Here is a 26,250-nt window from a genome sequence, read left to right as displayed (position 1 = left end):
GTGCGTCGTCGAGGACTGGGGCGTCGGCGGCCCCCCGGCGTCGCGGGCCGGTTGAGATGGGCGCCAGCTGGAAGATGGTCGACGAGGGGTGGGGCCGCAAGGCCGTCGACTTCGCGACCCTGAGCGAACCGGGCAACGTCCGCGAGTACGTCACCCTCCACCAGCACCTCCGCGTGGGCGACGGCGACCGGCTGCTCGACGTCGCGTGCGGCGCCGGGCTGGCCATCGAACTGGCCGTGGCCAGGGGCGCTTCGTGCGCCGGGATCGACGCCTCGGCGCGACTGGTGGCCGTCGCCCGGGATCGCACGCCTTCGGCGGACGTCCGGGTGGGCGACATGCAGGCGCTGCCGTGGGACGACGGGAGCTTCGACGTGGCCACCAGCTTCCGCGGCATCTGGCGGACGACGCCGTCGGCGCTCGCCGAGTTGCACCGGGTGCTTGTTCCTGGGGGCAGGCTGGGGTTGACGGTGTGGGGGCACATCAAGAAGTCGCCGGGCGCTTGGGCGCTGGCGCCGTTCCGTCTCGCCACCTCGGCGAAGGTCGACAACCAGGCGGCGATGGTGTCTTTGGGACGCCCTGGGGTGGGGGAGGAGGTGCTGGCGGGGGCCGGGTTCGTGGACGTGCGCCGGGTGAGCGTGCCTTTCGCGTGGGAGTTCGCCGATCCGGAGACCTTTGCTCGGGCGTTGGCTTCCACGGGGCCCGCGTACGAGGCGATCCAGAACGTGGGGGAGGCGGCGTTCTTCGAGGCGGCCACTCGGCGGGCGCGGGAGCTGGTCAGGGACGGGTTGCCGCTGCGCGCCACGCTTGACGTGGTGGGCTATCTGGCGAGGAAACCGTCATGACCTTCCTCAGCGAGCCCGCGGGGGCGGGGGATCTGTATTCGGCGGATGAGGCGGAGCTCGGCTACGTCATGAACGCCTCCAGGGTCTGGGGGCACAACCCTGCCCTGATGACCGCGTTGTTCGACCAGCTGAGCACGATCGTCAAGACGTACGGCCTGACCATGCGGCAGCGCGGGATCCTGGTGGCGGCGTGCGCGTCGTCATTCGGGGACTCGTATTGCTCGCTGGCGTGGGGCAACAAACTGGCCTCGATCAGCTCACCGGAGGTGGCAGCGGCCGTATTACGCGGCACCGACGAAGGCCTGAGTTCATCCGAACAGGCTCTGGCCACATGGGCCCGCAAAACCACCCAAAACCCCAACAAGACAACTCAGGCCGATATCGACACGCTGCGCGCAGCAGGCTTCACCGACCCCCAGATCCTGGGCATCACCCTCTTCGTGGCCCTCCGCGTAGCCTTCTCCACCGTGAACGACGCCCTGGGCGCTCAACCGGACCGAGAACTCCGCACCACCACCCCACCCATCGTCCTCTCCGCCGTAACCTACGGCCGCCCCACAGCCTGACCCCACCCTCCGCCTTCCCATCACTAACCCCCCGCCCGCCCTCGGTCCTGCTGTGGCTGACGACCTCTGGCAGTGCCCCTTTGTTCGTGGTCGGCCATCCGTCCGGCGGCAAATGGCCGAGCACCGCAACAGGGAGGCGGGCGTGGGCGCTTGAGCACGACCTCGCGCCCTGAAGAACTGAACTAGTTTCGAACTATGAGCTAGAATCTGAACATGACGACTCGGACCTTCCCTTTCTCCACACTGATCAACAAGCAGACCAGCGTCTTCCCCGCCCTGGAGGACGCCGACGTCATCCTGGAGCGCCGCGACGCCGAGAACCTTGTGTTGATGCGATCGGAACGTTTCAATGCCATGGCTGACGGACTGCGGCTCGCCTCCCGGTCCCTGTCCATCATTGCCCGCGCCAATCGGTCCATGGCCGAGGAGGTCTTTGCCGAGGAGTTGCCGTGGCTGACCTGGCTCCCTGCCGAAGCCCGCTTCGAGTGCGTCAGTGAGCTGCTCAACCACCTGCTGGCTGGGGCGGAGACCGGTCTGTTCCTTCCTTTTGCCCGAGCCTTGAGGGAATGGACCTCCACCGCCGAGATCTACTCCGATCCCGAACTGGCCCGCCGCCTCCGCGGCCCCTTTGACACCAGCGACTCCATCGAGGTGGGTGGCCCCGGTGAGTGAGCACCTCAGTCGAGGCGACGAGGTCCGGCGCCCCACCGGCTGGATCGTCCGCCTCGTCGACCGCAGGGCCGCGCAAGGCTGGGCCGCCTTGCTGGCTCAAGCGCCCGAGAACCTCGACCGCGCCTGGATCACCATCACCGCCAACCCTCGCAACACCGACAACCTTTCCCGCCAGCATCGGCTCAAGTTCGACCTCAAGACCGTCAAGATCGACGGCGTCGAACTCGACCACTGGCAATTCGAGGTGACCGGCGGCGGCCGCATCTGGTACGCAATCGACGACGAGCAGCACACCATCTGGATCACCCAGGCTGGCACAGGTCACCCGCGCCAGACCGACAGGAAAAATCGCTGACCCCAGGCCCACCAGGACCACGCCTGGCCGGAAATTCTGCTGTCTCGACCCAGGACAGCACAGACGGAAGCCTTCCGACGGAGTCCAGTGGTGCGGGCCGGTCCTCTCCTATCGGGACCTTGGCGGTTACGGCAGCGCGGTCGATCTTCAGGCCTCCTCGTCATGGGCATCGGAGTCGGTGCTTGCCTGAGGAAGATCGGCTATTAGTGGCTTTCCATGCGATCGGCGGGGGCCATTGCAAGGCGAGCCGTCCCTCCACGGACGGAAACTGCCAGAGGTCGTCAGCCACAGCGGGATCAGGGCCGGGCGGTTGGGCAGAGGGCGGGAATGCCGGACGAACGTGCGCACTTCTTCGAGCACCTGAAGATCGCGGCGGAAAGCGCCGACGCGAACCGGGTGGACGGGTTGCTGCTGCGTCGCCAGGCTCACTACGTCGCCAGGTTTGACGAGAGCGACGACACCGCCTATGGCTCGCCGAGACTCAGCGGGCCGAGGAGCGCCGCGCAGGCCGAGCCGGAGACTGGACACCGTCATGGGCCGTCATCCGGTCAGGATCGGCGACCGTGAGGGGCTGCAGCACTTCATCCGCACTCGGCCAACGGACGGGCGGTGCGAGCGGTCCAACTTGAGTACCAAGCTGGACCCGGCCAACCCGTACGTTGACGTCGTTGTGCACACTCTGTGGGCTTTGATCATGGCGCTGGTGCTGGGTACGGCAGGCGAGCTCAGACAGCCTGTGGCCCGGTTGATGGACGAAGATGAGGTGTCAGCGCAGTCGCGGCGGGAGCTTGAGGCTGTCGCCTATGCGCTGCGGATGGCCGGTCGAGGCTGAGGAGAGGGTGTTTCGTGGCGGAGGATCTGGCGAAGCTCACGGGGTTGCTCTACGAGATCGGCTTGCTGAAGCGTTACAAGCGCACCGGCTGGCTCGTGGCGGGGGTTCGTGATCCGGAGAGCATCGCCGACCACTCGTTCCGTGCCGCGATCATCGCTGCTGTGATCGCCGCTCTGGAGGGTGGGAACCCGGAGCGGGCTGCGTTCCTCAGCCTGTTCCACGACACGCAGGAGACACGGGTCACCGACATCCCCTACATCGGCAAGCGCTACCTTCAAGCCGCCTCCAACGAGAAGGTCACCGCCGACCAGGTGCGCGGCCTGCCCGAGCCGGTCGCCGAGATGCTGACGAGTGCGGTTGGCGAGTACGAGGAGAAGCTCAGCCTTGAGGCGGTCTGCGCGCGGGACGCCGACAAGCTCGACTGCCTCATCCAGGCGGTCGAGTATCGCGAGCAAGGTCATCAGAACACGCAGCCGTGGATCGACAGCTCCCTCGCCGCACTCAAGACAGCGTCGGGGAAGCGGCTTGCGGATGAGGTTCTGAGCACGGGCTCGCTGGAGTGGATGACGCGCATTCTGGCTGGTGAAGACGGCTAGAACAGTCCTCAGGGCCCCCTTCGTGCAAGGACGGAAACTGCCAGAGGTCGTCAGCCACAGCGGGACCAAGGGCGGGTGGGTGGGTGGGCGGAGGGCGGGAAGGCGGGCGAGGGAAGGTTGGGGTGGGAGGCGGGGGCGGGGTGGTGTTAATAATTATTCTCATGAAAGCTTGACGGAAGCTAGATGTGAGCATAATTTTCACCACCATGGAGCTACTTGGTCGGATCAGGGCGGAGCAGGGTGAGTTGCCGGACGCGTTGCGTCGGGTGGCTGAGCTGATCCTCGGGGACCCGGCGGAAGCGGCCAGGTCCACCATCGTCGACCTGGCGGAACGCAGTGGTACCTCGACCGCCACCATCACCCGGTTCTGCAGAGCCCTAGGGTTCGGGGGCTACGCGGAGCTGCGGGTGGCACTCGCCACCGAGACCGGGCGCGTCGCTCAGCGGCAATGGGAGACCGACATCGGCCAGGAGATCCTCCCCGATGACGGGCTGGATCGGGTGCTCGGGGTGGTTTCAGGGAACGACATCCGCCTGATCCAAGAGACCGCTGCTCAGCTTGATCTGGCCACTGTCGAGAAAGTGGCACGGGCTATTTCGCTGGCCAGACGGGTGCTGCTGTTCGGGGTTGCCAGCAGCGCGTCCGTCGCCGGGGAGATGGAGTACCGGCTTCAGCGGATCGGGATTCCCACCTGGAGCAGGTCCGACGCGCACAGTGCGCTCACCGACGCGGCGCTCCTCGGGCAAGGGGATGTCGCGGTCGGGATCTCGCACAGCGGGAGGACGCGGGAGGTGATCGAGGTGCTCGCCGAGGCGGGCAGCCACGGCGCCATCACGGTGGCGGTCACCTCGCATCCCCGCTCGTCCCTGGCCGAGGCCGCCGAGCTGGTGCTCACCACCGCCAACAGGGAGACCACCTTCCGCAGCGACGGCTTCGCCGCCATCCACTCCCAGCTGCTCGTTCTCGACGTCGTCTACGTCTCGGTCGCGCAGCGCACCCACCAGAGAACCCAGGAGGCGCTCGACTTGACCGTCCGAGCCGTGACGGGCCACCGGCTCCCATGACCTACGTGGAGCACATCGCGGAGCTCGTCCGCGAGATTCCCGTCGACCAGGCCAAGGAGATCAGCCGGGCGGCCGCCCTGGTCACCGCGACCCTGAACAGGGGCGGCATCATCCACGCGTTCGGCTCCGGCCATTCGGAGGCGGTGGCGATGGAGATCGCCGGCCGCGCCGGGGGCCTGGTGCCGACCAACCGGCTCGCGCTCAGGGACATCGTGCTGTACGGCGACGCCCCCAGGGACGAGCTCGACCGCTACGACCTCGAACGAGACCCGGGAGTCGCCCATCGCATCCTCGACCTCGCCCCCGTCCACCCCGACGACCTGTTCTTCGTCATCTCCAGCTCCGGCGTCAACGGCGTCGTGGTGGAGCTCGCCCACCTGGTGAAGGAGCGCGGTCACGACCTGATCGCCATCACCTCGCTCGCGCACAGCTCCGCCGTACCGGCCAGGCATCCGTCGGGGAAGAAGCTGGCCGACCTCGCCGACGTGGTGCTCGACAACCGGGCACCGTACGGCGACGCCGTCCTCCCGCTGGAGACGGGCGGCGCCGTGGGCGCCGTCTCGACCATCACCTCCGCCCTGATCGCGCAGCTCGTCGTCACCGAGGCCGTGTACGACCTGGTCGCGGCGGGACAGATCCCGCCGATCTACCTGTCGGCCAACGTCCCCGAGGGCGACGCGCACAACCTGGCGCTCGAAGCCCGCTACGCCGGACGGCTGCGCCGGGGCGCATAAGACGCAATAGCGCCAACAGCTCTGTTCAGCCATGCCAAAAATCGGACAGGGAGCCGCCCATGCCACGCGTCCTGGTCGCCGCGCTCAGCCGCCCGGCGGACGCGGCCCAGACGTTGCGCCTGCAGGACGAGACGCGCTCGACCGGCGCCACCACGGCGCAGGCCGAGCCCTGGTTCGTCGCCCCCGCGACCGTGCTGAGCAGGGTCGCCGCCTACCGCAACGCCGGAACGTCCTTCGTGGACACCGTCTGAGACCGAAGGTCACCCCCCATGAGAAACCACCTTCCAGCGGCGCTGCTCCTGGTCGCCGCACTGAGTGCCTGCGGCACGAGCACGCCTGCGCAGGAAAAGGCTGCCCCGCAAACAGAGAAACTGACCGTCTGGATCATGGACGGCAGCGTCACCAAGGAGCTGCTCGCCTCCTTCGAGAAGGACTACGAGGCAGCCCACAAGAACACCGACCTGGACATCCAGATCCAGGCCTGGGACGGCATCGGCGAGAAGGTCACGGCCGCCCTGGCCAGCACCGACGCCCCCGACGTGATCGAGGTGGGCAACACCCAGGTCGCGCAGTACTCGGCCAGCGGCGGCGTCAAGGACCTCACCGCCAAGGTCGCCGACCTGGGCGGCACCGACTGGATCCCCGGCCTGGCCCAACCGGGCAACGTGGACGGCAAGCAGTACGGCATCCCCTGGTACGCCGCCAACCGGGTGGTCGTCTACAACAAGGACCTCTGGGGCAAGACGCCCATCCCGAAGACCAGGGACGAGTGGCTGGCCGCGACGGCCAAGCTGAACAAGGGCGGCAACCAGGGCATCTACCTGACCGGGCAGACCTGGTACGCGCTGGCCGGGTTCATCTGGGACGAGGGCGGCGACCTGGCGGTCAAGGAGGGTGACCAGTGGAAGGGCGCCCTCGACACCCCGCAGGCACTGGCCGGGCTGGAGTTCTACAAGCAGCTCCAGGCGCTCGGCAAGGGCCCGAAGGACGCGGACGAGGCCAACCCGCCGCAGCACGAGGTGTTCGCGCAGGGCAAGGTGGCGCAGATCATCGCGGTGCCCGGCATCGCGGCGCGGGTGCTGGAGGTCCAGCCCGCGCTGAAGGACAAGATCGGATTTTTCGCGATCCCGGGGAAGACGGCTGACAGGCCGGGCGCGGTGTTCACCGGCGGCTCCGACCTGGTCATCCCCGAGGCGTCCAAGCACCAGGACGCCGCCTACGAGGTCGTCAAGGCGCTGGCCGGGGAGAGGTTCCAGACCGACCTGGCCAAGGCGATGAGCTTCGTGCCGAACAAGACCTCGCTGGCCGGGGTGCTGAGCGGCGAGGAGGGCACCGCCGCGATGGCGGCGGGCGCTGCCAACGGCAGAGCCACCCCCAACACGCCCAACTGGGCGGCCGTCGAGGCCACCACGGTGATCAAGCAGTTCATGACCGCCGTGCTCACCGGGAAGGACCCGGCGACCGAGGCGAGGAAGGTCTCCGAGACCATCACGAAGACCTTGGGCTCCTGATGGGGCGCCGCCGTACCGTATGGCCTTATCTCCTGATCGCGCCCACGGTCGGCGGCGCGCTCTTCCTGCTGCTCTATCCGCTGCTGAAGGCGGCGGTGATCTCCTTCCAGCACTTCAGGATGGGCGAGCTCATCAGGGGCGGCGCCGCTTTCGCCGGGCTCGAGAACTACCGGGAGCTGCTGACCGGCGAGGAGTTCTGGACGGTCGTGCTCCGTACCTTCGTGTGGACCGCGATCAACGTGGTGCTCATCGTGGGGCTGTCCACCGGGGTCGCGCTGATGCTGGAACGGCTCGGCAGGCGGATGCGGGTGGCGCTGATGAGCGCGCTCGCGCTGGCCTGGGCGATGCCGATCATCGCGACCACCACGGTGTTCCAGTGGCTCTTCCAGTCGGAGCTGGGGGTGGTCAACTGGCTGCTGGGGATCCAGGGGTTCTCCTGGTTCGCCAACGGCACGGCCACCTTCGGGGTGCTGGTGGTGCTGGTCGTGTGGCAGTCGGTGCCGTTCGCGGCACTGACGCTCTACGCCGGGCTGACCACGATTCCGGGCGAGCTGTACGAGTCGGCCAGGATCGACGGCGGTACGGCGGTGCAGATCTTCACCCGCGTGACCTTTCCGATTCTGCGTCCGCTGTTCGCGCTGATCACCACGCTGGAGATCATCTGGGTGTTCAAGTGTTTCCCGCAGATCTGGGTGCTGTCGCAGGGCGGGCCGGACGGCGCGACGACCACGCTGCCGGTCTACGCGTTCAAGGTCGCCCGGGTGCTGCACCGCTACGACATGGGGTCGGCTGTGGCGATGGTGACCGTACTCATCCTGGCCGTCGCCCTGGTCAGCAACCTGCGGAGGATGCGTCGTGAAGGTGCTTAACGCGCTGGCGGCCCTGACGTTCGCCGTGATGATCTTCCCGGTGTACTGGATGATCATCACGGCGTTCAAGCCGACGGCGGAGATCCAGTCGGAGACGCCGAGCTTTCTGCCGTTAAATCCGACCTTGTCGCACTTCGCCACGGCGGTGGAGGCGCCCGGTTTCTGGCTCTTCTGGCGCAACAGCCTGCTCGTGACCGGCGTCGCCGTACTCCTGGCACTGGTGGTGTCGCTGCTGGCGGCCTTCGCGATCGCGCGGATGCGGTGGCGCGGGCGCGGAGCCTTCGTGGTGATGGTGTTCGCCGCGCAGATGGCGCCGTGGGAGGCGCTGCTCGTGCCGATGTTCATCATCGCCCGCGACACCGACCTGCTCGACTCGCTGGCCATGCTGACCGGGGTCTACTTCATGATCACGCTGCCGTTCACCATCGTGACGCTGCGCGGGTTCCTCGACGCGATCCCGCTGGAGGTGGAGGAGGCGGCGCAGGTGGACGGGGCCACGCGGCTGGAGGCTTTTCGCCGCGTGGTGTTCCCGCTGCTCGCGCCGGGGTTGATGGCGACGTCGCTGTTCGGGTTCATCACGGCGTGGAACGAGTTCGCGTTCGTCAACGTGCTGATCATCAAGGACCAGTCGAAGCGTACGCTGCCGGTCTGGCTGTCCTCCTTCCGCGACGTCTTCGGCGCGGACTGGGGCGCCACGATGGCCGCGGCCACGCTGTTCGCGCTGCCGGTGCTCGTGGTCTTCCTCTTCCTGCAGCGCCGGGTGGGGGCGGGGATGACGGCAGGTGCGGTGAAGGGATGATCGTGGCACAGTGCAGACATGCGCCGAGATTTCCTGGCCACGGCGCGGGTCGCCGCTGATCTGCTGCGTACACCCGCCGTCCGCGACCGCTGGGACGAGCCCAGCGCGCTGCCCGCGTTCAGCGTGGGCGGGCTCGCCGGGCACCTGGCCTTCCAGGTGCTGGTCGTCGCGCAGGTGCTGGGCGACCCGGTGCCCGAGGAGCCGGTGATCTCGCTGCTCGACCACTACGGCCGGGTGGAGTGGATCGGCGCCGACCTGGACGACGAGATCAACGTCAGGATCAGGGACGGCGGCTCGTCGGTCGCGGCAGAAGGGCCCGTGGCGCTGGCCGCGCGGGTCGACGCCGTCCTCGCCTCCCTCGACCTTGCCGCTGTCCCGGCCCGGCCGGTGCGGATGGCGCTGTGGGGGCCGTGGGCGCTGATGCTCGACGATCTGCTGGTCACGCGGATGATGGAGCTGGTCGTGCACGCGGACGACCTCGCGGTCAGTGTGGGGATCGACACGCCTGCCTTCCCTGAGGGAGCCGTTTCGTCCGTGGTGGACCTTCTCGTACGGCTGGCCGTACGGCGTCATGGGAGCACCGCGGTGGTGCGTGCGCTGAGCAGGACGGAACGGGCGCCGGCCACGGTCGCCGCCTTCTGAGAGGAGCGCCTGGATGTTCGAGGGACTGACCACAGCGCACGTCGCCGACGCCTGCATCAGGGCGGGGATCCCGGTGCGGTGCGCCTCGGTGACCGGCGTCGTGCCGGGGACGCGGCTCGCCGGGCGCGTGCTGCCCGCCCGTCACGCGGGGAGCGTCGACGTGTTCCTGGAGGCGTTCGAGGGGGCGGGGCCCGGGGACGTGCTCGTGGTCGACAACGGCGGCAGGACGGACGAGAGCTGCGTCGGCGACCTCGTCGTCCTCGAAGCCCAGGCGGCCGGTCTGTCCGGGATCGTCATCTGGGGGCTGCACCGGGACACCGCCGACATCCGCGCGATCGGCCTGCCGGTGTTCAGCCTCGGCACGATCCCCACCGGCCCGCTGCGCCTGGACCCGCGGCCCAAGGACGCCCTGGACTCGGCCGTCGTGGGGGAGTGGACGGTGGACCGACAGGACGCGGTGTTCGCCGACGACGACGGCGCGCTGTTCGTCCCGCTGGACCGGGTTTCCGAGCTTTCCACCCTGGCTCTGGCGATCAAGACCACGGAACGGCGGCAGGCGGACCTCATCCGCTCGGGGACGTCTTTGCGCTCGCAGGTCTCCTTCGACACCTTCCTCGCACGGCGCGCGGAAGACCCCTCACTGACCTTCCGCAACCACCTCAGAACGGTCGGCGGCGCCATCGAGGAGTGATCAGTAGGGCAGGTAGTAGGTGAGCAGGTCGGCGGTGAGCGGCGGGAAGAGCGCCTGGAACAGCTCCTCGTCGGGACCCGGGTAGACGTCGGGGCGGATCCTGGACAGCCCGTCGATGCCGAGCGGTCCGAACAGCAGCGCGGGCAACTGGTCCGGCGCCACCCCGGCGGCTCCGGCCGACCCCGGAGACTGCATGGGGCCGCCCGAGGTGACCTTGCCGTTCGCCGGGATGCGGTAGTGGGCGCCGAAGGTGGACAGGACGAAGTCGCGGTCCGCCCGCGCGCGGAACACGGGCTGCAGCCGTTCCAGCAGGCCGGGGACGTCTGGAATGCGGACGTAGTACTGCTCGGCCCTGGTCGGCCGCTCGCCGGTGCGGAGATCGCGCCAGGCGCGCTCGGTCACGGTCCCGGCCCGCTCGACGGCGCGCACCTGCGCTTCCGGCAGGCCTCTGAGCAGGTCGAGGGCGGCTTCCTCGTCGACGGCTGCGGCTTCGGCCAGGAGGATCTCGCCGTCCTCCGGCAGCCCGGTGCGTCCGGTGGCGACGACCTTGCCGCCGCGCTCGACCACCCAGGTCGTGCTCGCGTCGTGGGCGAGCAGCCAGCGGCGGCGCGCGGGCGAGTGCGGCATCCGCACGTCGAAGCCGCTCTGCGCCGCGTCCTGCAGCTCGGTCAGCGCGGGGAGGTCGGTTGGTACGGCCTGGCGCACCTTCGCCGTCCCCTCGCCCCGCAGCGGGGTACGCAGCGGGGTCGCGGGCGGGATGTCGATGGCGTACTCGTAGCCGAACAGGCGGTAGAAGTACGGGATCCCGATCATCACCTGGGCCAGGTGGCCCCGGGCCTTCGAGCGCTCGTGCGCCCAGCCCATCAGCGCTCTCACCAGGCCTCGGCCCTCGTAGGCGCGGTCGGTGGCGACCAGCTCGACCTGGCCGGCGGGGATCCGCGCGCCTCCCAGGTACAGCTCCTCGTCGAGGAGCGTCGCGGTCGAGACGACCCGATCTCCGTCGACCACCACGGCACAGGCCTCGACCTCGTCCTCCACGACGAGGCGGTGGTCGACGGCGTCAGCCGCGTCGCCGCGCTCCTCCAGGAGGGCGGCGATCTGGTCGAAGTCGGCCGGGCGCGCCTGTCGCAGGGCAAGCCCGCCAGGCAGCGGGGTGGTGGTCACCTGGGGACTATCCCAGCGCGTCCACCGCTCCGTCCAACGGATTCTGTCGGAACGGCATGCGAAGGTGGCTGCATGACGGAGAAGGACCTGCTGCTGGCGAGCCTGCGCGAGTTCCGTGGGGCGATGCTCTTCAAGCTCGACGGCCTGAGCGACGCGGAGATGCGCACGCCGATGACGCCCACGGGCACCAACCTGCTGGGGCTGGTGAAACACCTGGCGGGGCTGGAGTACGGCTACCTGGGCGAGGTGTTCGGGCGGCCGGCGCCCGAGCACATGTCGTGGGTCGACGACGGCAGCGTCTGGGACGGCGCCGACATGTGGGTCGCCGAGGGCGAGACGACCGCGTACATCGTGGGGCTCTACGAGCGGGCCTGCGCGCACGCCGACGAGACGATCGAGGCGCTCGACCTCGATGCGGTGGGCACGGTGCCGTGGTGGCCGGAGAGCAGGCGCGAGGCGTCGCTGCGCATGCTGGTGTTGCGGATGATCGGCGAGACGGCGCGGCACGCGGGGCACGCGGACATCGTCAGGGAGCTGCTCGACGGGGCGGGCGGGCAGTATCCGGGCGACTCGTCGTTCCCGGCTGATGCGGACGCCGCCTGGTGGCGCGAGTACGTCGCCAAGATCCGAGACGCTGCCCAACAGTGATCAAACGAGGCATATGGCTGCCGCTCTTCGACGAGTTGGCCGACCCCAGGGTGGTCGCCGGGCTGGCCGCAGAGGCGGAGGAGGCGGGGTGGGACGGGTTCTTCGTCTGGGACCACGTGCACTGGTACGCCCCGGTCCGGGCGGTGGCCGACCCGTGGATCACGCTGTCCGCCATCGCGGTGGCGACGGAACGGCTGCGCATCGGGCCCATGATCACGCCCTTGGCCCGGCGGAGGCCGGCGAAGGTGGCTCGTGAGACCGCGACGCTTGACCTGCTTTCCGGCGGACGGCTGACGCTGGGGGTGGGCCTGGGGAGCGACCGGTATGGCGGGGAGTACTCCAGGTTCGGTGAGGAGTGCGAGGACCGGGCGCGGGCGGCGATGCTGGACGAGTCGTTAGCCATCCTGCACGCGGCGTGGTCAGGCGAGCCGGTGCGTCACAGCGGTGCCCACCACACCGTCGACGACGTCCGCTTCCTCCCCGCGCCGGGTGACATCCCCGTGTGGGTGGCCGGGTACCCCGGCAAGAAGGGCCCCATGCGCCGGGCTTTGGGCGAGTCCGGTTTCTTCCCGGTGAACCTGGACTCCGCCGACCACCTGGCCGAGATCGTCGCCACGATGCGGCCTGATCGTCCGTACGACTTCGTGGTGTCTCTGGCGGATGGTGTGGACCCTGCGCCCTATGAGAGGGCGGGCGCCACGTGGTGGCTGACCCACTTCGACCCCCACACCATCACCCTCGCCCAGGCCCGCGCCACCCTCCACGGTTGATCGCTGCCCCCGAGAGAACTGCTTCTATGAGAGCCCTCTCCTTGTCAGGGGTCCCTTATGAGTGAAGGGCGCGAAGGAGGTAGGTGTCCATGATCCAACCCTTGCGCGCCCTCGCCTTGGCCCGCACCTCCTTGATGCGCTCCCCCACCTCCGCCACAGGCCCGGAGATCAGGAGCTCGTCGGGAGTGCCCAGATACGCGCCCCAATAGATGTGATAACCATCCAGCCCGTCGAAGGAGCAGTGCGCGTCCAGCATCACCACCATGTCGTCCGCCGTCGGCCCGTGCTCCTTCAGGCGGCGTCCGGTGGTCAGGTGGAGAGGCTTGGCGACGCTGGTCAGGCTGATGCCGTGCCGTGCGGTCAATGCGGAAATGCTGCTGATGCCTGGAATGACCTCGTACGACAGGTCGAGCGAGTCGAGGATCGCCAGCGTGCTGTCGTACACGCCTGGATCGCCCCACACCAGGAACGCGCCGGTCTCGCCGTCCTCCAGCGAATCCGCGATCAGCTGGGCGTAGAGGGTCGCTCGGCGGTTGCGCCAGTCTTCGACCGCTTCGGTGTACGCGGTCGTGGTCCTGTCGCGCTCGGGGTCGATCGCGGACACGATCCTGTACGGCTCGCGCGCATGGGTCTCGATCATGCCGCGCCTGAGCTGGATCAGGTCGTCCTTGGCCGACCCCTTTTCCACCAGGAAGAACACGTTGGTGGCGGCGATCGCCTTGACCGCCTGGAGGGTGAGATGGTCGGGGTCGCCCGCGCCGATGCCGATGATGAGGAGCCGTTTCACCCGCCCGAGTGTGTCAGGATATTTCCGGCAAATCACCTGTAAGGAGCTCCGTGAACGGGTTCGCCGAATTCTGGCAGGAGCGGCACCTGTGCACGCTCACCACGGTCCGCCCGGACGGCACGCCCCACGTGGTGCCCGTCGGCGCGACGTACGACCTCGACACCGGCATCGCCCGCGTGATCACGTCGGGTACGTCCCAGAAGGCGCGCATCATCGGGGAGGGCGGCGCGATGGTGGCGCTGTGCCAGGTGGACGGGCGGCGGTGGTCGACGTTGGAGGGCCGGGCCGTACTCAGGACCTCGCCCGAGGAGGTCGCGGACGCCGAGGCCCGGTATGCGGCGAGATACAAACCCCCCAGGGCCAACCCGGCCAGGGTCGTGGTGGAGATCCAGGTGACCCGCATCCTGGGCAACGTGTGATCACCGTCGTAGGCATCGGCGCGGACGGCTGGGCCGGGCTGGCGGAGGCGTCGCGTCAGGCGATCGAAGAGGCCGACGTATTGTTCGGCAGCAGCCGACAACTCGCCCTCATCCCCGAACCAGCAGCGCACCCGCCCGGGACTCCGGCGCATGTCGCCGGGACAGAAGCCGAAGCCTCCCGGCCCGAGTCCGGTGCCACGGAACGGACGGCGTCCGGTGCCGTGGAGCGGACGGCTTCCGGTGCGGGAGCGGCGCAACGGGCGTCCGGGGCTGCGGAGCGGGCGTCGGAGGTCGAGCCGTCCCGTTCCGGGGCGGAGGCCGTAGATCCGGCGGCTGGACGCGCGAAAGAGGCCGTCGGGCGTGGTGCGGAGGCAGTTGGGCGTGTTGGCGTTGGGGGTGGGCGGGAGCGGGTGGCTTGGCCGTCGCCGTTGTTGCCTGCGCTGCCCAAGTTGCTCGAACAGCACGAGGGCCGGGAGATCTGCGTGCTGGCCAGCGGGGATCCCCTCTTCTACGGCATCGGCGCCACGCTGGTCCGCCTGGTGGGTCCCGCGCGGGTGCGGATCCTGCCGCATCTGTCGTCGTTGACGCTGGCCTGCGCCAGGATGGGCTGGCCCGTCGAGAGTGTGGACGTGGTCAGCCTCGTCGGCCGCCCCTTAGCGATGCTCAACGCCGCCATGGGGCACGGGCGCCGCGTGCTGGTGCTCGGGGGCGAGCCGTTGAAGGTGGCCGAGCTGCTGGTGGAGCGCGGGTACGGCGGCAGCGAGATGACCGTGCTGTCCGACCTGGGCGCACGCGAGGAGGCCGAGACGCGGGCCACGGCAGCGAGCCTGACGCGCGACGGCTTCACAGATCTTCACGTGATCGCGATTTCCTGTGTTGCCGGGCCGGATGCGGTGCGGTTGCCGCGGGTCCCGGGGTTGCCGGACGACGCGTACGAGCACGATGGCCAGCTCACCAAGCGCGACGTCAGGGCGGTCACCCTGGCCCGGCTGGCCCCGCAACCGGGCGAGCTGCTCTGGGACGTCGGCGCGGGCGCGGGCAGCATCGCGATCGAGTGGATGCGCAGCCACCCGTCGTGCACGGCCGTCGCGATCGAGAGTGACGAGATCAGGGCCGCCAGGATCAGGCGCAACGCTGACACGCTCGGCGTCCCCTCCCTGCAGGTCGTCGAGGGGCGCGCGCCCGGGGCGCTGGACGGCCTGCCCGCGCCGGACGCGGTCTTCGTCGGCGGCGGCCTCACCGCGCCCGGCCTGCTGGAAGCGTGCTGGTCGGCCGTGCGTCCCGGCGGCAGGCTGGTGGCGAACGCGGTCACGCTGGAGTCGGAGGCGTTGGTGGCGCAGTGGTACGGCAGGCTCGGCGGGGAGCTGGTACGGCTGGCCGTACAGCAGGCTTCGCCGCTGGGGGCGTTCACAGGCTGGCGCCCGGCGATGCCGGTCACGGTGTGGTCGGTCGGAAAGGACCTGACATGACGGTCGCGACAGGGCACCCCGGAAAGGACCTGAGGGTCGCGGCAAGGCACCCCGGACGAGACCTGATGTCGCGGTCAGGCATCCCGGACGGGATCTGGCATGAGGGTCGCAGAGCAAGGCGGATGGGGTCTGACGTGACGGTCGCGACAAGACGTGGCGGAGGGGACCTGACGTGACCGTGTATTTCATCGGTGCCGGGCCGGGGGCGGCGGATCTGATCACGGTGCGCGGGCTGCGGGTGCTGGAGAGGGCGACGGTCTGTCTCTATGCGGGGTCGCTGGTGCCGCATGAGTTGCTCGACGCCTGTCCGCCTGGGGCAAAGCTCGTGGACACCGCGAACCTGACGCTTGAGGAGATCGTCGCCGAGCTGGCGGACGCGCATCGGCAGGGGCTGGATGTGGCGCGGTTGCATTCGGGGGACCCGTCGGTGTTCAGCGCCGTGGCCGAGCAGTTGCGCAGGCTGGACGCGCTCGGCGTGCCGTACGAGATCGTGCCTGGGGTGCCCGCGTTCGCCGCGGCGGCCGCTTCGCTGGGCAGGGAGCTGACCGTGCCCGGGGTCGGGCAGACGGTCATTCTGACCCGTACGTCCGCGCGGGCCACGCCGATGCCGCCCGGGGAGGATCTGGGCACGTTGGGGGCGAGCCGGGCCACGATGGTGCTGCATCTTGCCGTGCAGCGGATCGACGAGGTGGTGGCTGAGCTGGTGCCGTCCTATGGCGCGGACTGTCCTGTGGCGGTGGTGGCGCGGGCGAGCCGGGCCGACGAGCTGATCGTGCGCGGGACGCTGGCCGACATCGCGACCCTGGTACGGCAGGCGGAGATCCGGCGCACTGCGGTGATCATCGTGGGACGGGTGCTGGCGGCTACGCAGTTCCCTGACAGCCATCTGTACAGCGCGGAGAGAGATCGGGCATGCGGCGCGTCCTGATCCTCGGGGGTACGGCGGAGGCTCGGGCGCTGGCTGGTCTGCTCGTGGCAGAGGGTGTGTTCGTGGTGTCGTCGCTGGCGGGGCGGGTGAGTAATCCGCGGTTGCCGGTTGGCGAGGTGCATATGGGTGGGTTTGGTGGCGTGGACGGGTTGGCCGGGTGGCTCGGGGCCAACGCGATGGATGCGGTGGTGGACGCTACGCACCCGTTCGCGGCGCGGATGACGGCGTCGGCGGCGGAGGTGGCTGCGCGTACTGGGATCCCGTTGCTGGTGTTGCGGCGTGCGGGGTGGCGGGAGGGCGCGGGCGACGCTTGGACGCGGGTGGGCTCGTTGGAGGAAGCGGCTGAGCATTTGGGGAGGCGAGTCTTCCTGACCACAGGCCGCCGCAGCCTGCCGATCTTCACCACCGAGCGGGTCGGGCGGACCGAGCGGACCGAGCGGGCTGGGCAGGTCGAGCTGCCTGGGCGGGTCGAGCGGGTCGAGCTGCCTGGGCAGGTCGGGCGGGTTGAGCGGGAGCGTTGGTTTCTGGCGAGGTCGGTGGATCCGCCGGAGGCGCCGGTTCCGCCCAATGTCCATGTGGTGCTCGCGCGGGGACCGTACACCGTGGATGGCGAGCTGGCGCTCATGCGTGAGCACGGCATCGACACGCTGGTCACCAAGGACAGTGGCGGCGAGCTGACCATGGCCAAGCTCGTCGCAGCCCGTGAGCTCGGTGTCAGGGTGGTCATGGTGAACCGGCCGCCGTTGCCCGACGGCCTCCGCCAGGTCGACAACGCGGCGGAGGCGGCGAGCTGGGCAGCTCGGGCGTGACGGGAGATGGCCCAGGTCCGGCCCAGGCGTGAAGGCCAAGGCGGGCCCGGGCCACGAGGCCCAAAGCTGGGCCACGAGGTGAGGCCCAAAGGCTGGGCCCACGCGGTGTGGCCCAAAGGCTGGGTCATGCGGTGAGGTGCGCAAGAGGTCGGGGGGCGAGGGCCGAAAGGGAGCCTGGGCAGGCGTTAGGGCCATGGGTGGGGGCGGCCCAGGCGTGAGGGCCGCCGGGGTGGGTTAGGGGTAGCGGCGGGGGGTGTAGACGGTGCCGGTTGGGGAGACTCGGGTGGTGGAGGAGCCGATGATCAACAGGCAGCGCATGTCGACCATCCCCGGGTCCAGCTCGCCCAGTGTCGTAACAGTGAGCGTCTCCTCCTCGCCGCCGACGTTCCTGCCGATGACGACGGGGGTGCCCGGGGCGCGGTGCTCCAGCAGGAGGTCGCGGGTCGCGGCCACCTGCCAGGTACGGCTGCGCGACGCCGGGTTGTAGATCGCCAGCACCAGGTCGGCCTTGGCCGCGGCGGTCAGCCGGTTGGCCACCACCTCCCAAGGCTTCAGCAGGTCGGACAGCGACAACACGCAGTAGTCGTGCCCCAAAGGCGCACCCGCCCTGCTCGCCACCGCCTGCGCGGCGGTCAGCCCGGGGACGATCCGTACGGGCACGTCTGGAAAGTCCTCGGCGACCTCCAGTACGGCGCTGGCCATGGCGAACACGCCCGGATCCCCTGAGGAGACCACGGCGACGCGGGCGCCGGTGCGGGCCAGCTCCAGCGCGTGCCTGGCGCGCTCGGCCTCGACGCGGTTGTCCGTACGGTGGCGTATCTGGCGTGGGTTGGGTGCCACGCGGTCGACATATGGTCCGTAGCCGACCAGGTCGGTGGCGGCGGCCAGCGCCTCCTGCGCCTCAGGGGTCAGCCACGGCCGCCCGGCAGGCCCCAGCCCGACGACGACCACCTCGCCAGAAACCCCAGAGGCAGGGGCGGCCGTCTGTGCCGAGGCGGCCGCTTGGGAGGTGGCCGTCTGTGCGAAGGTGGCCGTTTCACGGGCGGGCCTCTGGTCGAAGGCGGTCGAGGAAGGGCTGGTCAGGAGGGCCAGGGAGAAGTACGGCACGCCCTCAGGATCCACGTCCTTGAGCGGCGCCACCCGCTCAGCCCCCATCGTGGCCCGCTCGACATACCACGCGTCGTCGAGCCGCCCCGCCTCGGCAAAGGCGTCCCTGACCTTCGTGAACGTCCGCCCGAGCTTGAGCACCGCCGCCGAGTCCGTGCCGCGCAACTGCTCGGCCAGCACCTCGCCAGGCAGCGTGCCCGGCAGCACGGTCAGCACCTCGTCCCGCTCCACCAGCGGCCGCCCCAGCACGGCCGCCGCCGCGCTGACCGAGGTCACCCCCGGCACCACCTCGGTCGGATAGCGGTGCGCGAGCCGCTTGTGCATGTGCATGTACGAGCCGTAGAACAGCGGATCGCCCTCGCTCAGCACCACCACCGTCCGACCGGCGTCCAGATGTACGGCGAGCCGTTCGGCGCACTCGGCGTAGAAGTCGTCGAGCGCCCCCTGGTACCCGCCGGGATGGTCGGTGGTCTCCGTGGTCAGCGGGTAGAGCAGCAGCTCCTCGACCTGTCCTTCCCGCATGTACGGCAGGGCGATCGAACGCGCGATGCTCCTCCCGTGCCTGGCCGCGTGGTAGGCGATGACGTCCGCCTCGCCGATCAGCCGCGCCGTCTTGACCGTCACCAGCTCGGGATCGCCTGGCCCGAGCCCCACCCCATACAGCATGCTCACTCCGCCTCGCTCGCGATGGCGTTGATCGCCGCCGCCGTCATTGCACTGCCGCCGCGCCGACCGTGCACCACCAGGAACTCCAGGCCGCTGCCGGTCAGCGCCCGCTTCGACTCGGCCGCGCCGATGAACCCCACCGGGATGCCCAGCACCGCCGCAGGACGCCCGGCGCCCTCGGCGACGAGCTCCAGGAGCCGGAACAACGCGGTGGGCGCGTTCCCGATCGCCACCACGGAGCCGTCGAGCCGGTCGCGCCACAGCTCAAGCGCCGCCGCGCTGCGTGTGGTGCCGAGCCGTTCCGCCAGGGCGGGGACGCGGGGGTCGTTGAGCGTGCACACCACGTCGTTGTCGGCGGGCAGGCGCTTCCTGGTCACACCGGTGGCGACCATCGTGGCGTCGCAGAACACGGGCGCCCCTGCCTTCAGCGCCTCGCGGGCCCGGGTCACCGCGCCGGTGGACCAGGCCAGGTCGGTGACCAGGTCGGTCATGCCGCAGGCGTGGATCATCCGTACGGCCACCTGGGCCACCTCGGGCGGGATGCCGCTGAGGTCGGTTTCCGCGCGGATGGTGGCGAACGACTGCCGGTAGATCTCGGCGCCGTCGCGGATGTAGTCGATCACTGCTGCCTTTCCTGGTAACCGTCTGCTGTGGCGATCAGCTGCGTGACCTGGCCCTTCGGGAGGCCGCAGCGACGCTCGCAGCCGGACCAGTGCACGGGGGTGGTGGTGGGTCTGGTGGGGGTCCAGCGGGCGGCGTCCTGCTGCACGTCCGCGAGGGATTTGGCGCATCCGGGGCTGCCGGTGCAGGCGGTGACGCCCACCCAGGGGGAGCTCGGGTCGGTCACCAGGCCTGCTGCCTCCAGGTGTGCTGCCACGTGCGCGGCTTCCTCGGGTGGGAGGTCGACGAGCACGACGGTGCGCCAGGGGGTGAGCCGGACGTGGTCGGTGGTGTCGGCGAGGGCGCGCACGTGGGCGGGGGAGAGGCGGCCGAGCGGGGGCACGACCTCCAGCGCGACCCGCCCGTCCCGCTGCTCCAGCAACCCCGCACGCTGCTGGCGGGGAGGTTGCGAGGTCACAAGAGTTCCAGGGATCCCAAGACGGGCGGCGATGCGGGCGGGGCCGTTCGGGAGTTCGGTGATGCGCCACTCGGAGTCGCGTTCGTCGAGGAAGGCTTCTGCGGCCGAGAGCGGGTCTGTCGCGCCCTTAACAAGCAGGGAGTCGGCCACCACCAGGCCGTCCGGGGTCAGGGTGACGTCGGCGCCGAGGCCGAGCATGTCGCCCGTCCCGTCGTCCACCGCGAAAAGGAACCGCCCAGGCAGCGAGGCAAGCCGATCCCGCGCACACAACGCCTGGTCAAGCGCCTCCACCAGCGGCTGCGTGTCCCAACGACCCGAGACCCCGCGCCCGCCCAAAGGGGACGCGACGATGTTGCGCACCCGCTCGTGCGAGGCCGACGGCAGCAACCCAGCCCCGGCGAGCGCCGAGGCAAAGGAAGCGGGTGACCGTACCCCCCTGACCTGCACGTTGGCCCGTGAGGTCAGCTCGAGCACCCCGGTAGCCAGCAACGTGAGCTGCGCCGTGGAGATCAGCCCGCCGGGCACGCGGACCCGGGCCAGCGGCCCGTCCGCCGCCTGGTGCACCTGTAACGCTCCCGGACATGCGTCAGGGCGCGTTCGTCCGGAAAAGTCAGCTATGGACACGTTCAGGATGGTAACGCCACTGTAGGCTCCCCCTAGGCGATGGCAATGGGAGGAAGCCGGTGTGAAACCGGCGCGGTCCCGCCACTGTGACCGGGGAGCGAACTCCACCGAAGGCCACTGTCCAGCAATGGACGGGAAGGCCGGGGTGAGCGTCGATCCGGGAGCCAGGAGACTCCTGCCGTCGTGACCTGCGACCCGGGGCGAGGACCCCGAGGGAGGACGTTGTCGTGCCTGGCGTTGTGCTGCTCTCGACCTCTGACACCGACCTGCTGAGCGCCCGCGCGAGCGGCGCCGGCTACCGGCTCGGCAACCCGGCCAGGCTGGGGGTCGACGACCTTCCCGCCCTCGTCGACGGCGCCGACCTGGTGATCGTCCGCCTGCTCGGCGGGCGCAGGGCCTGGGAGGAGGGGCTCGACCACCTGCTGGCCGGGCCGCGTCCCGTGGTGGTGCTCGGCGGCGAGCAGGCGCCGGACGCCGAGCTGATGGAGCTGTCCACGGTCAGCGGCGGGGTGTGCGCACAGGCGCACGCCTACCTGGCCCAGGGCGGGCCGGACAACCTGGGCGAACTGCACAAGTTCCTCTCCGACACGGTCCTGCTCACCGGGTACGGCTTCGCACCGCCCACCCCGGCGCCCTCCTGGGGGCTCCTGGGCAGGGAGAGCACCGGCGAGGGGCCGGTCATCGGGGTGCTCTACTACCGGGCGCACCACATGGCGGGCAACACGGGCTTCGTCGAGACCCTCTGCACCGCGATCGAGAACGCCGGGGGCCGTGCGCTGCCGGTCTTCTGTTCCTCGCTGCGTACGGCGGAGCCCGCGCTGCTCGAAACCCTGCGCGCCGCCGACGCCCTGGTGGTGACCGTGCTGGCCGCCGGTGGGTCCAGGCCCGCGACGGCGGGGGCGGGCGGCGACGACGAGGCGTGGGACGTGGGCGCGCTGGCCGACCTCGACGTGCCGATCCTCCAGGGCCTCTGCCTGACCACGAGCAGGCAGGCGTGGGAGGAGAACGACGACGGCCTGTCGCCGCTGGACGCGGCGTCGCAGGTGGCGATCCCGGAGTTCGACGGGCGGATCATCACGGTCCCGTTCTCGTTCAAGGAGATCGACCCCGACGGGCTCACGGTCTACGTCGCGGACGAGGAGCGCGCCGCCAGGGTCGCGGGCATCGCCGTACGGCACGGCCTGCTCAGGCACATCCCGAACGCGTCCAAGCGGCTCGTCGTCATGCTCTCGGCGTACCCGACCAAGCACGCGCGGATCGGCAACGCCGTCGGCCTCGACACCCCGGCCAGCACGGTCAAGCTCCTGGCGAGGCTCGCCGAGGCGGGCTACGACCTGGGCGAGGGCTTCCCCGACGAGGGCGACGCGCTCATCCACGCGCTGATCGCCGCCGGCGGCCAGGACGAGAACTGGCTCACCGACGAGCAACTGGCCGGCAATCCGGTACGGATCTCCGGTGCGGCCTACACCGCCTGGTACCGCACCCTCCCGGCAGACCTCAGGGAGAGCATGGAGCGGCACTGGGGACCGCCGCCCGGCGAGCTGTTCACCCACGAGGGCGACATCGTGCTGGCCGCGCTGCGCGCCGGGAACGTGGTGCTGATGGTGCAGCCGCCGCGCGGCTTCGGCGAGAACCCGATCGCGATCTACCACGACCCCGACCTGCCGCCGAGCCACCACTACCTGGCCGCCTACCGCTGGCTGTCGGCGGACTTCGGCGCGCACGCGATGGTGCACGTCGGCAAGCACGGCAACCTGGAGTGGCTGCCGGGCAAGTCGGCGGGCATGTCCGCGTCGTGCGGCACGGACGCGGCGATCGGCGACCTGCCGCTGATCTATCCGTTCCTGGTCAACGACCCGGGCGAGGGGACGCAGGCCAAGCGGCGGGCGCACGCGGTGCTGGTGGACCACCTGGTGCCGCCGATGGCCCGCGCCGAGTCCTATGGCGATATTTCCCGGCTTGAGCAGCTGCTGGACGAGCACGCCACGATCGCCGCGATGGACCCGGCGAAGCTGCCCGCGATCAGGGCGCAGATCTGGACGCTCATCCAGGCCGCCAAGCTCGACCACGACCTGGGGCTGGCCGACCGGCCGCACGACACCGAGTTCGACGACTTCATCCTGCACGTGGACGGGTGGCTGTGCGAGGTGAAGGACGCGCAGATCCGCGACGGCCTGCACGTGCTGGGTCACGCGCCGGCCGGGGCGCAGCGGGTGGACCTGGTGCTGGCGATGTTGCGTGCCAGGCAGATGTGGTCGGGGCAGGAGACGCTGCCCGGGTTGCGCGAGGCGCTGGGCCTGGTGGAGGACGGCACCGCCGGGCTGGACGCCACGGACAGGGCGGAGGCGACGGCCCGCGCGCTGGTGGAGGGCATGGAGGAACGCGGCTGGGACCCGCCAAGGGTCTCCGAGCTCACCGATGACGACCTGGTCGCCCGCATTCTCACCTTTGCCGCCACCGAGGTGGTGCCCAGGCTCGACAGGACGACCGACGAGCTCGACCACCTCCTCCACGCCCTCGACGGCGGCTACGTCCCGGCGGGCCCCAGCGGTTCCCCGCTGCGTGGGCTGATCAACGTGCTGCCGACCGGGCGCAACTTCTACTCCGTCGATCCGCGTGCCGTACCCAGCAGGCTGGCCTGGGAGACCGGCCAGGCGATGGCCGACTCGCTCCTGGACCGCTACCGCGCGGACACCGGCGAGTGGCCCAGGTCGGTCGGCCTGTCGGTGTGGGGGACCAGCGCCATGCGTACGGCAGGCGACGACGTCGCCGAGGTGCTCGCCCTGCTCGGCGTGCGCCCCACGTGGGACGAGGCCTCGCGCAGGGTCACGCACCTGGAGCCGATCCCGCTGGAGGAGCTGGGCAGGCCCAGGATCGACGTCACGGTACGCATCAGCGGGTTCTTCCGCGACGCGTTCCCGCACGTCGTGGCCATGCTGGACGACGCCGTCCAGCTCGTCGCCGGGCTGGAGGAGTCCCCTGAGGACAACTACGTCCGCGCCCACGTCGCCGAGGACGGCCGCACGCGGCGGATCTTCGGGTCGGCGCCGGGAGCCTACGGAGCCGGGCTGCTGCCGCTGATCGACAGCCGCAACTGGCGCGACGACACCGACCTGGCCGAGGTCTACGCGGTCTGGGGCGGCTACGCCTACGGCCGCGGCCTGGACGGCGTCGCCGCCCGGCAGGACATGGAGAGCGCCTACCGCAGGATCGCGGTGGCCGCCAAGAACGTCGACACCCGCGAGCACGACATCGCAGACTCCGACGACTACTTCCAGTACCACGGCGGCATGATCGCCACCGTCCGCGCGCTCACCGGCAAGGCTCCGGCCGCGTACGTCGGCGACAGCACCCGTCCCGACGCCGTACGCACCAGGACCCTGTCGGAGGAGACCTCGCGCATCTTCCGTGCCCGCGTGGTGAACCCGCAGTGGCTGGCGGCGATGCGCAGGCACGGCTACAAGGGCGCGTTCGAGCTGGCCGCGACCGTCGACTACCTGTTCGGCTACGACGCCACCACCGGCGTGGTGGCCGACTGGATGTACGACAAGCTCACCGAGACCTACGTGCTGGACGCAGAGAACCAGGCGTTCATGGCGAAGTCGAACCCGTGGGCGCTGCACGGGATCGCCGAGCGGCTGCTGGAGGCGGCCGAGCGGGGAATGTGGGAGCACCCGGACCCCGACCTGCTGCGCGGGCTGCAGGAGGTCTACCTCAAGACGGAGGGTGACCTGGAGGACGACACGAGCCGCTGAGCCAGCTCGGGCCGCCCGGCCCAGTGCAGGTGCAGGTAGGAGGCGGTGACGAGGGCGTCGCCGTACCCGCCCGTCTCCTGGAACAGGTCGCCGGGCGGGGTGAGCCTGGTGCGGTGGAACTCGTGTCCGCGGAAGCGTTCGCCCTTCCGCGTGAGCAGCGAGTCCCTTGACGCGGCCACGTCCCGGTAGCCGAGGGTGAGCTTCTCCGACATCCGCGCTACGCCGGGCACACGGCCGCACATCCTGCGTCCGTCCAGCTCCTCGCACAGGTAGAGCAGCCCGGCGCACTCGGCGGCGATCGGGCCGGGGAAGGAGGCGACCTCCTCGCGCAAGGAGGTGTTGGCGGCCAGCTCGGCGGCGTAGACCTCGGGGAAGCCGCCGCCGACGACCAGCGCGCCCGTCCCCTCCGGCAGCTTCTCGTCGCGCAGCGGGTCGAACACCGCCACCTCGGCACCGGCCGCTTCGAGCAGCTCGACGTGCTCGGCATAGCCGAAGGTGAACGCCGCTCCACCGGCGACCGCGACGACCGCATTCCCCTGATGCACGGGCACCTCCCAAGGCCTGCCGGGAAGCGCGGGGGCCGTCCGCGCCAGCCGTACCAACGCCTCCAGGTCGCAGGAGCGGGCTACCAGCTCGCCCAGCCGGGCCACCGCGGCCGTCGCCTCAGCCGAGCGCTCCGCCGCCGGGATCAGGCCGAGGTGGCGGGACGGCGTGGCGACCGCGTCCTCGCGCCGGATCGCGCCGAGCACCGGGACCCCGGCCAGCGCCGCCCTGCACAGCTCCTCGTGCCGGTCGGAGCCGATGCGGTTGAGAATCACCCCGCCGACCCTGACCCGCGGGTCGAACGTGGCGAACCCGTGCACGACCGCCGCCACCGACCTGCTCTGCCGCGCCGCGTCCACGACGAGGACCACGGGCGCGTCCAGCAGCCTGGCCACGTGCGCCGTCGAGGCGAAGTCCGTCTCGCCCCGCCCGTCGAACAGGCCCATCACGCCCTCGACCACCGCCACGTCGGACCCGGCCGCGCCGTGCTCGAACAGCGGGACCACCCGCTCCTCGCCGACCAGCCACGGGTCCAGGTTGCGGCCCGGGCGGCCGGTGGCCAGCGCGTGGTAGCCGGGATCGATGTAGTCCGGCCCCACCTTGTGCGGAGAGATCTTCATGCCCGCCGACCGCAGGGCCGCCATCAGGCCCGTGGCCACCGTCGTCTTGCCGCTGCCCGAGGACGGCGCGGCGATGACGAGCCGGGGGATCACCACTCGATGCCCTTCTGTCCCTTCTGCCCGGCGTCCATGGGGTGGCGCACCTTGCCCATCTCGGTCACCAGATCGGCGACCTCAAGGAGCTTGTCCGGCGCGTCCCTGCCGGTGATGACCACGTGCTGGTTGCCCGGCCGCTCGCGCAGGGTCTCGACCACGTCGTCCAGGTCCAGCCAGCCCCACTTGAGGGGATAGGTGAACTCGTCCAGCACGTAGAAGCGGTACGTCTCCGCCGCCAGGTCGCGCTTGATCTGCGCCCAGCCCTCGCGCGCGTCGGCCGCGTGGTCCTCCTCGGGGCCGCGCTGGATCCACGACCAGCCCTCGCCCATCTTGTGCCAGCTCACCGAGCCGCCCTCGCCGGACGCACCCAGCACGGTCAGCGCCCGCTCCTCGCCGACCCGCCACTTGGCCGACTTCACGAACTGGAACACGCCGATCGGCCAGCCCTGGTTCCAGGCGCGCATCGCCATGCCGAAGGCGGCGGTCGACTTGCCCTTGCCCGGTCCGGTGTGGACCATCAGCAGCGGTCTGGTCCTGCGCTGGCGGGTGGTGAGCCCGTCCTCGGGGATCGTCGTCGGCTTGCCCTGGGGCATG

29 protein-coding genes and 1 riboswitch are annotated in these 26,250 nt (G+C 70.3%); of the genes, 22 read left to right on the top strand and 7 right to left on the bottom strand.

Annotated features, from left to right (window positions below; translation table 11 throughout):
* The first annotated feature begins 56 nt into the window (after positions 1–56).
* From ACIBG8_RS26590 to ACIBG8_RS26520, 15 genes are all read left to right on the top strand, one after another.
* Positions 57–842 carry a class I SAM-dependent methyltransferase gene (locus tag ACIBG8_RS26590; protein ID WP_397345647.1) on the top strand — a complete coding sequence of 262 codons (786 nt, stop codon included), beginning with the start codon at positions 57–59 and terminating at the stop codon, positions 840–842.
* Positions 839–1,408 (top strand): hypothetical protein, encoded by a 570-nt coding sequence (locus ACIBG8_RS26585; RefSeq protein WP_397345646.1) that lies wholly within the window; start codon positions 839–841, stop codon positions 1,406–1,408. The genes ACIBG8_RS26590 and ACIBG8_RS26585 overlap by 4 nt, the downstream gene beginning before the upstream one ends.
* Before the next feature lie 213 nt (positions 1,409–1,621).
* On the top strand, positions 1,622–2,080 hold the full coding sequence (locus tag ACIBG8_RS26580) for a hypothetical protein (protein WP_397345645.1): 459 nt from the start codon (positions 1,622–1,624) through the stop codon (positions 2,078–2,080).
* The gene (locus tag ACIBG8_RS26575; RefSeq protein WP_397345643.1) at positions 2,073–2,435 is read left to right on the top strand and encodes a hypothetical protein; all 363 of its coding nucleotides are present in this window, start codon (positions 2,073–2,075) and stop codon (positions 2,433–2,435) included. Before ACIBG8_RS26580 ends, ACIBG8_RS26575 begins: the two co-directional genes overlap by 8 nt.
* Positions 2,436–2,762: 327 nt before the next feature.
* Positions 2,763–3,002, top strand: a complete 240-nt coding sequence (locus ACIBG8_RS26570) for a hypothetical protein (protein ID WP_397345642.1) — start codon at positions 2,763–2,765, stop codon at positions 3,000–3,002.
* Between the two features lie 58 nt (positions 3,003–3,060).
* Complete coding sequence (locus tag ACIBG8_RS26565; protein ID WP_397345641.1) at positions 3,061–3,267, top strand: hypothetical protein; 207 nt, start codon at positions 3,061–3,063, stop codon at positions 3,265–3,267.
* Between the two features lie 14 nt (positions 3,268–3,281).
* A complete protein-coding gene (locus tag ACIBG8_RS26560; protein WP_397345640.1) occupies positions 3,282–3,863 on the top strand; it encodes an HD family hydrolase in 582 nt (193 codons plus the stop codon).
* Positions 3,864–4,069: 206 nt separating this feature from the next.
* Entirely contained in the window at positions 4,070–4,927 is an 858-nt protein-coding gene (locus ACIBG8_RS26555) for a MurR/RpiR family transcriptional regulator (protein ID WP_397345639.1), read from the top strand.
* Positions 4,924–5,661 (top strand): sugar isomerase domain-containing protein, encoded by a 738-nt coding sequence (locus ACIBG8_RS26550; RefSeq protein ID WP_397345638.1) that lies wholly within the window; start codon positions 4,924–4,926, stop codon positions 5,659–5,661. The genes ACIBG8_RS26555 and ACIBG8_RS26550 overlap by 4 nt, the downstream gene beginning before the upstream one ends.
* Before the next feature lie 59 nt (positions 5,662–5,720).
* On the top strand, positions 5,721–5,912 hold the full coding sequence (locus tag ACIBG8_RS26545; RefSeq protein WP_397345637.1) for a hypothetical protein: 192 nt from the start codon (positions 5,721–5,723) through the stop codon (positions 5,910–5,912).
* Positions 5,913–5,930: 18 nt separating this feature from the next.
* Positions 5,931–7,172, top strand: a complete 1,242-nt coding sequence (locus ACIBG8_RS26540) for an extracellular solute-binding protein (protein ID WP_397345636.1) — start codon at positions 5,931–5,933, stop codon at positions 7,170–7,172.
* A complete protein-coding gene (locus tag ACIBG8_RS26535) occupies positions 7,172–8,041 on the top strand; it encodes a carbohydrate ABC transporter permease (RefSeq protein WP_397345635.1) in 870 nt (289 codons plus the stop codon). The genes ACIBG8_RS26540 and ACIBG8_RS26535 overlap by 1 nt, the downstream gene beginning before the upstream one ends.
* Positions 8,028–8,840: a carbohydrate ABC transporter permease gene (locus ACIBG8_RS26530; RefSeq protein ID WP_397345634.1), complete on the top strand. Its 813-nt coding sequence runs from the start codon at positions 8,028–8,030 to the stop codon at positions 8,838–8,840. Before ACIBG8_RS26535 ends, ACIBG8_RS26530 begins: the two co-directional genes overlap by 14 nt.
* Before the next feature lie 18 nt (positions 8,841–8,858).
* A complete protein-coding gene (locus ACIBG8_RS26525; RefSeq protein WP_397345633.1) occupies positions 8,859–9,482 on the top strand; it encodes a maleylpyruvate isomerase N-terminal domain-containing protein in 624 nt (207 codons plus the stop codon).
* A 13-nt stretch (positions 9,483–9,495) separates the two neighbouring features.
* Positions 9,496–10,173: an RraA family protein gene (locus tag ACIBG8_RS26520; RefSeq protein ID WP_397345632.1), complete on the top strand. Its 678-nt coding sequence runs from the start codon at positions 9,496–9,498 to the stop codon at positions 10,171–10,173.
* Here the strand turns inward: ACIBG8_RS26520 and ACIBG8_RS26515 are convergent, their stop codons facing one another.
* Complete coding sequence (locus ACIBG8_RS26515; RefSeq protein WP_397345631.1) at positions 10,174–11,337, bottom strand: GNAT family N-acetyltransferase; 1,164 nt, start codon at positions 11,335–11,337, stop codon at positions 10,174–10,176. It abuts the gene before it with no gap.
* Positions 11,338–11,409: 72 nt separating this feature from the next.
* Between ACIBG8_RS26515 and ACIBG8_RS26510 the strand changes: the two genes are divergently transcribed.
* Complete coding sequence (locus ACIBG8_RS26510; RefSeq protein ID WP_397345630.1) at positions 11,410–11,985, top strand: DinB family protein; 576 nt, start codon at positions 11,410–11,412, stop codon at positions 11,983–11,985.
* Positions 11,982–12,755 (top strand): LLM class flavin-dependent oxidoreductase, encoded by a 774-nt coding sequence (locus tag ACIBG8_RS26505; protein ID WP_397345629.1) that lies wholly within the window; start codon positions 11,982–11,984, stop codon positions 12,753–12,755. Before ACIBG8_RS26510 ends, ACIBG8_RS26505 begins: the two co-directional genes overlap by 4 nt.
* Before the next feature lie 55 nt (positions 12,756–12,810).
* Here ACIBG8_RS26505 and cobF read toward each other — a convergent pair whose 3' ends face one another.
* Positions 12,811–13,542: a precorrin-6A synthase (deacetylating) gene (gene cobF, locus ACIBG8_RS26500; RefSeq protein WP_397345628.1), complete on the bottom strand. Its 732-nt coding sequence runs from the start codon at positions 13,540–13,542 to the stop codon at positions 12,811–12,813.
* A 50-nt stretch (positions 13,543–13,592) separates the two neighbouring features.
* On the opposite strand from cobF, the gene ACIBG8_RS26495 reads away from it, so the two are divergent.
* From ACIBG8_RS26495 to ACIBG8_RS26480, 4 genes are all read left to right on the top strand, one after another.
* Entirely contained in the window at positions 13,593–13,961 is a 369-nt protein-coding gene (locus ACIBG8_RS26495; protein ID WP_397345627.1) for a TIGR03618 family F420-dependent PPOX class oxidoreductase, read from the top strand.
* The gene (cbiE, locus tag ACIBG8_RS26490; protein WP_397345626.1) at positions 13,958–15,430 is read left to right on the top strand and encodes a precorrin-6y C5,15-methyltransferase (decarboxylating) subunit CbiE; all 1,473 of its coding nucleotides are present in this window, start codon (positions 13,958–13,960) and stop codon (positions 15,428–15,430) included. The genes ACIBG8_RS26495 and cbiE overlap by 4 nt, the downstream gene beginning before the upstream one ends.
* Before the next feature lie 172 nt (positions 15,431–15,602).
* Complete coding sequence (gene cobM, locus ACIBG8_RS26485; protein WP_397345625.1) at positions 15,603–16,358, top strand: precorrin-4 C(11)-methyltransferase; 756 nt, start codon at positions 15,603–15,605, stop codon at positions 16,356–16,358.
* Positions 16,343–17,167, top strand: a complete 825-nt coding sequence (locus tag ACIBG8_RS26480) for a precorrin-6A/cobalt-precorrin-6A reductase (RefSeq protein WP_397345624.1) — start codon at positions 16,343–16,345, stop codon at positions 17,165–17,167. Before cobM ends, ACIBG8_RS26480 begins: the two co-directional genes overlap by 16 nt.
* 234 nt (positions 17,168–17,401) lie before the next feature.
* Here ACIBG8_RS26480 and cobJ read toward each other — a convergent pair whose 3' ends face one another.
* From cobJ to ACIBG8_RS26465, 3 genes are read right to left on the bottom strand one after another with little or no spacing between them, the layout of a single operon-like run.
* On the bottom strand, positions 17,402–18,940 hold the full coding sequence (gene cobJ, locus ACIBG8_RS26475; protein WP_397346190.1) for a precorrin-3B C(17)-methyltransferase: 1,539 nt from the start codon (positions 18,938–18,940) through the stop codon (positions 17,402–17,404).
* A 2-nt stretch (positions 18,941–18,942) separates the two neighbouring features.
* The gene (locus tag ACIBG8_RS26470) at positions 18,943–19,563 is read right to left on the bottom strand and encodes a precorrin-8X methylmutase (RefSeq protein ID WP_397345623.1); all 621 of its coding nucleotides are present in this window, start codon (positions 19,561–19,563) and stop codon (positions 18,943–18,945) included.
* Positions 19,560–20,582 carry a precorrin-3B synthase gene (locus ACIBG8_RS26465; RefSeq protein ID WP_397345622.1) on the bottom strand — a complete coding sequence of 341 codons (1,023 nt, stop codon included), beginning with the start codon at positions 20,580–20,582 and terminating at the stop codon, positions 19,560–19,562. The genes ACIBG8_RS26470 and ACIBG8_RS26465 overlap by 4 nt, the downstream gene beginning before the upstream one ends.
* A gap of 66 nt (positions 20,583–20,648) precedes the next feature.
* Positions 20,649–20,836, top strand: a riboswitch (cobalamin riboswitch).
* Positions 20,837–20,869: 33 nt separating this feature from the next.
* Between ACIBG8_RS26465 and cobN the strand changes: the two genes are divergently transcribed.
* Positions 20,870–24,397 (top strand): cobaltochelatase subunit CobN, encoded by a 3,528-nt coding sequence (gene cobN / locus ACIBG8_RS26460; protein WP_397345621.1) that lies wholly within the window; start codon positions 20,870–20,872, stop codon positions 24,395–24,397.
* On the opposite strand, the gene ACIBG8_RS26455 is transcribed toward cobN, so the two are convergent.
* Both ACIBG8_RS26455 and cobO read right to left on the bottom strand, forming a co-directional pair.
* Positions 24,352–25,653 (bottom strand): cobyrinate a,c-diamide synthase, encoded by a 1,302-nt coding sequence (locus ACIBG8_RS26455; protein ID WP_397345620.1) that lies wholly within the window; start codon positions 25,651–25,653, stop codon positions 24,352–24,354. The genes cobN and ACIBG8_RS26455 overlap by 46 nt on opposite strands.
* Positions 25,650–26,249 (bottom strand): cob(I)yrinic acid a,c-diamide adenosyltransferase, encoded by a 600-nt coding sequence (gene cobO, locus ACIBG8_RS26450; protein WP_397345619.1) that lies wholly within the window; start codon positions 26,247–26,249, stop codon positions 25,650–25,652. The genes ACIBG8_RS26455 and cobO overlap by 4 nt, the downstream gene beginning before the upstream one ends.
* Position 26,250 lies beyond the last annotated feature (1 nt).

Origin of the sequence: Nonomuraea sp. NPDC050556, from assembly GCF_044457355.1 — a bacterium.
In the GTDB taxonomy this organism is placed as follows: domain Bacteria; phylum Actinomycetota; class Actinomycetes; order Streptosporangiales; family Streptosporangiaceae; genus Nonomuraea.
This window is presented reverse-complemented; position numbering and strand designations above follow the sequence as displayed.

Bases quoted from the DNA above. Each gene is read 5' to 3' on its own strand.
- ACIBG8_RS26590 (WP_397345647.1), top strand. From the start codon at position 57: ATGGGCGCCAGCTGGAAGATGGTCGACGAGGGGTGGGGCCGCAAGGCC.
- ACIBG8_RS26480 (WP_397345624.1), top strand. From the start codon at position 16,343: ATGCGGCGCGTCCTGATCCTCGGGGGTACGGCGGAGGCTCGGGCGCTG.
- ACIBG8_RS26540 (WP_397345636.1), top strand. From the start codon at position 5,931: ATGAGAAACCACCTTCCAGCGGCGCTGCTCCTGGTCGCCGCACTGAGT.
- cobO (WP_397345619.1), bottom strand. From the start codon at position 26,249: ATGCCCCAGGGCAAGCCGACGACGATCCCCGAGGACGGGCTCACCACC.
- ACIBG8_RS26580 (WP_397345645.1), top strand. From the start codon at position 1,622: ATGACGACTCGGACCTTCCCTTTCTCCACACTGATCAACAAGCAGACC.
- ACIBG8_RS26585 (WP_397345646.1), top strand. From the start codon at position 839: ATGACCTTCCTCAGCGAGCCCGCGGGGGCGGGGGATCTGTATTCGGCG.
- ACIBG8_RS26525 (WP_397345633.1), top strand. From the start codon at position 8,859: ATGCGCCGAGATTTCCTGGCCACGGCGCGGGTCGCCGCTGATCTGCTG.
- ACIBG8_RS26545 (WP_397345637.1), top strand. From the start codon at position 5,721: ATGCCACGCGTCCTGGTCGCCGCGCTCAGCCGCCCGGCGGACGCGGCC.
- ACIBG8_RS26570 (WP_397345642.1), top strand. From the start codon at position 2,763: ATGCCGGACGAACGTGCGCACTTCTTCGAGCACCTGAAGATCGCGGCG.
- ACIBG8_RS26510 (WP_397345630.1), top strand. From the start codon at position 11,410: ATGACGGAGAAGGACCTGCTGCTGGCGAGCCTGCGCGAGTTCCGTGGG.
- ACIBG8_RS26520 (WP_397345632.1), top strand. From the start codon at position 9,496: ATGTTCGAGGGACTGACCACAGCGCACGTCGCCGACGCCTGCATCAGG.
- ACIBG8_RS26550 (WP_397345638.1), top strand. From the start codon at position 4,924: ATGACCTACGTGGAGCACATCGCGGAGCTCGTCCGCGAGATTCCCGTC.
- cobJ (WP_397346190.1), bottom strand. From the start codon at position 18,940: ATGCTGTATGGGGTGGGGCTCGGGCCAGGCGATCCCGAGCTGGTGACG.
- ACIBG8_RS26535 (WP_397345635.1), top strand. From the start codon at position 7,172: ATGGGGCGCCGCCGTACCGTATGGCCTTATCTCCTGATCGCGCCCACG.
- ACIBG8_RS26555 (WP_397345639.1), top strand. From the start codon at position 4,070: ATGGAGCTACTTGGTCGGATCAGGGCGGAGCAGGGTGAGTTGCCGGAC.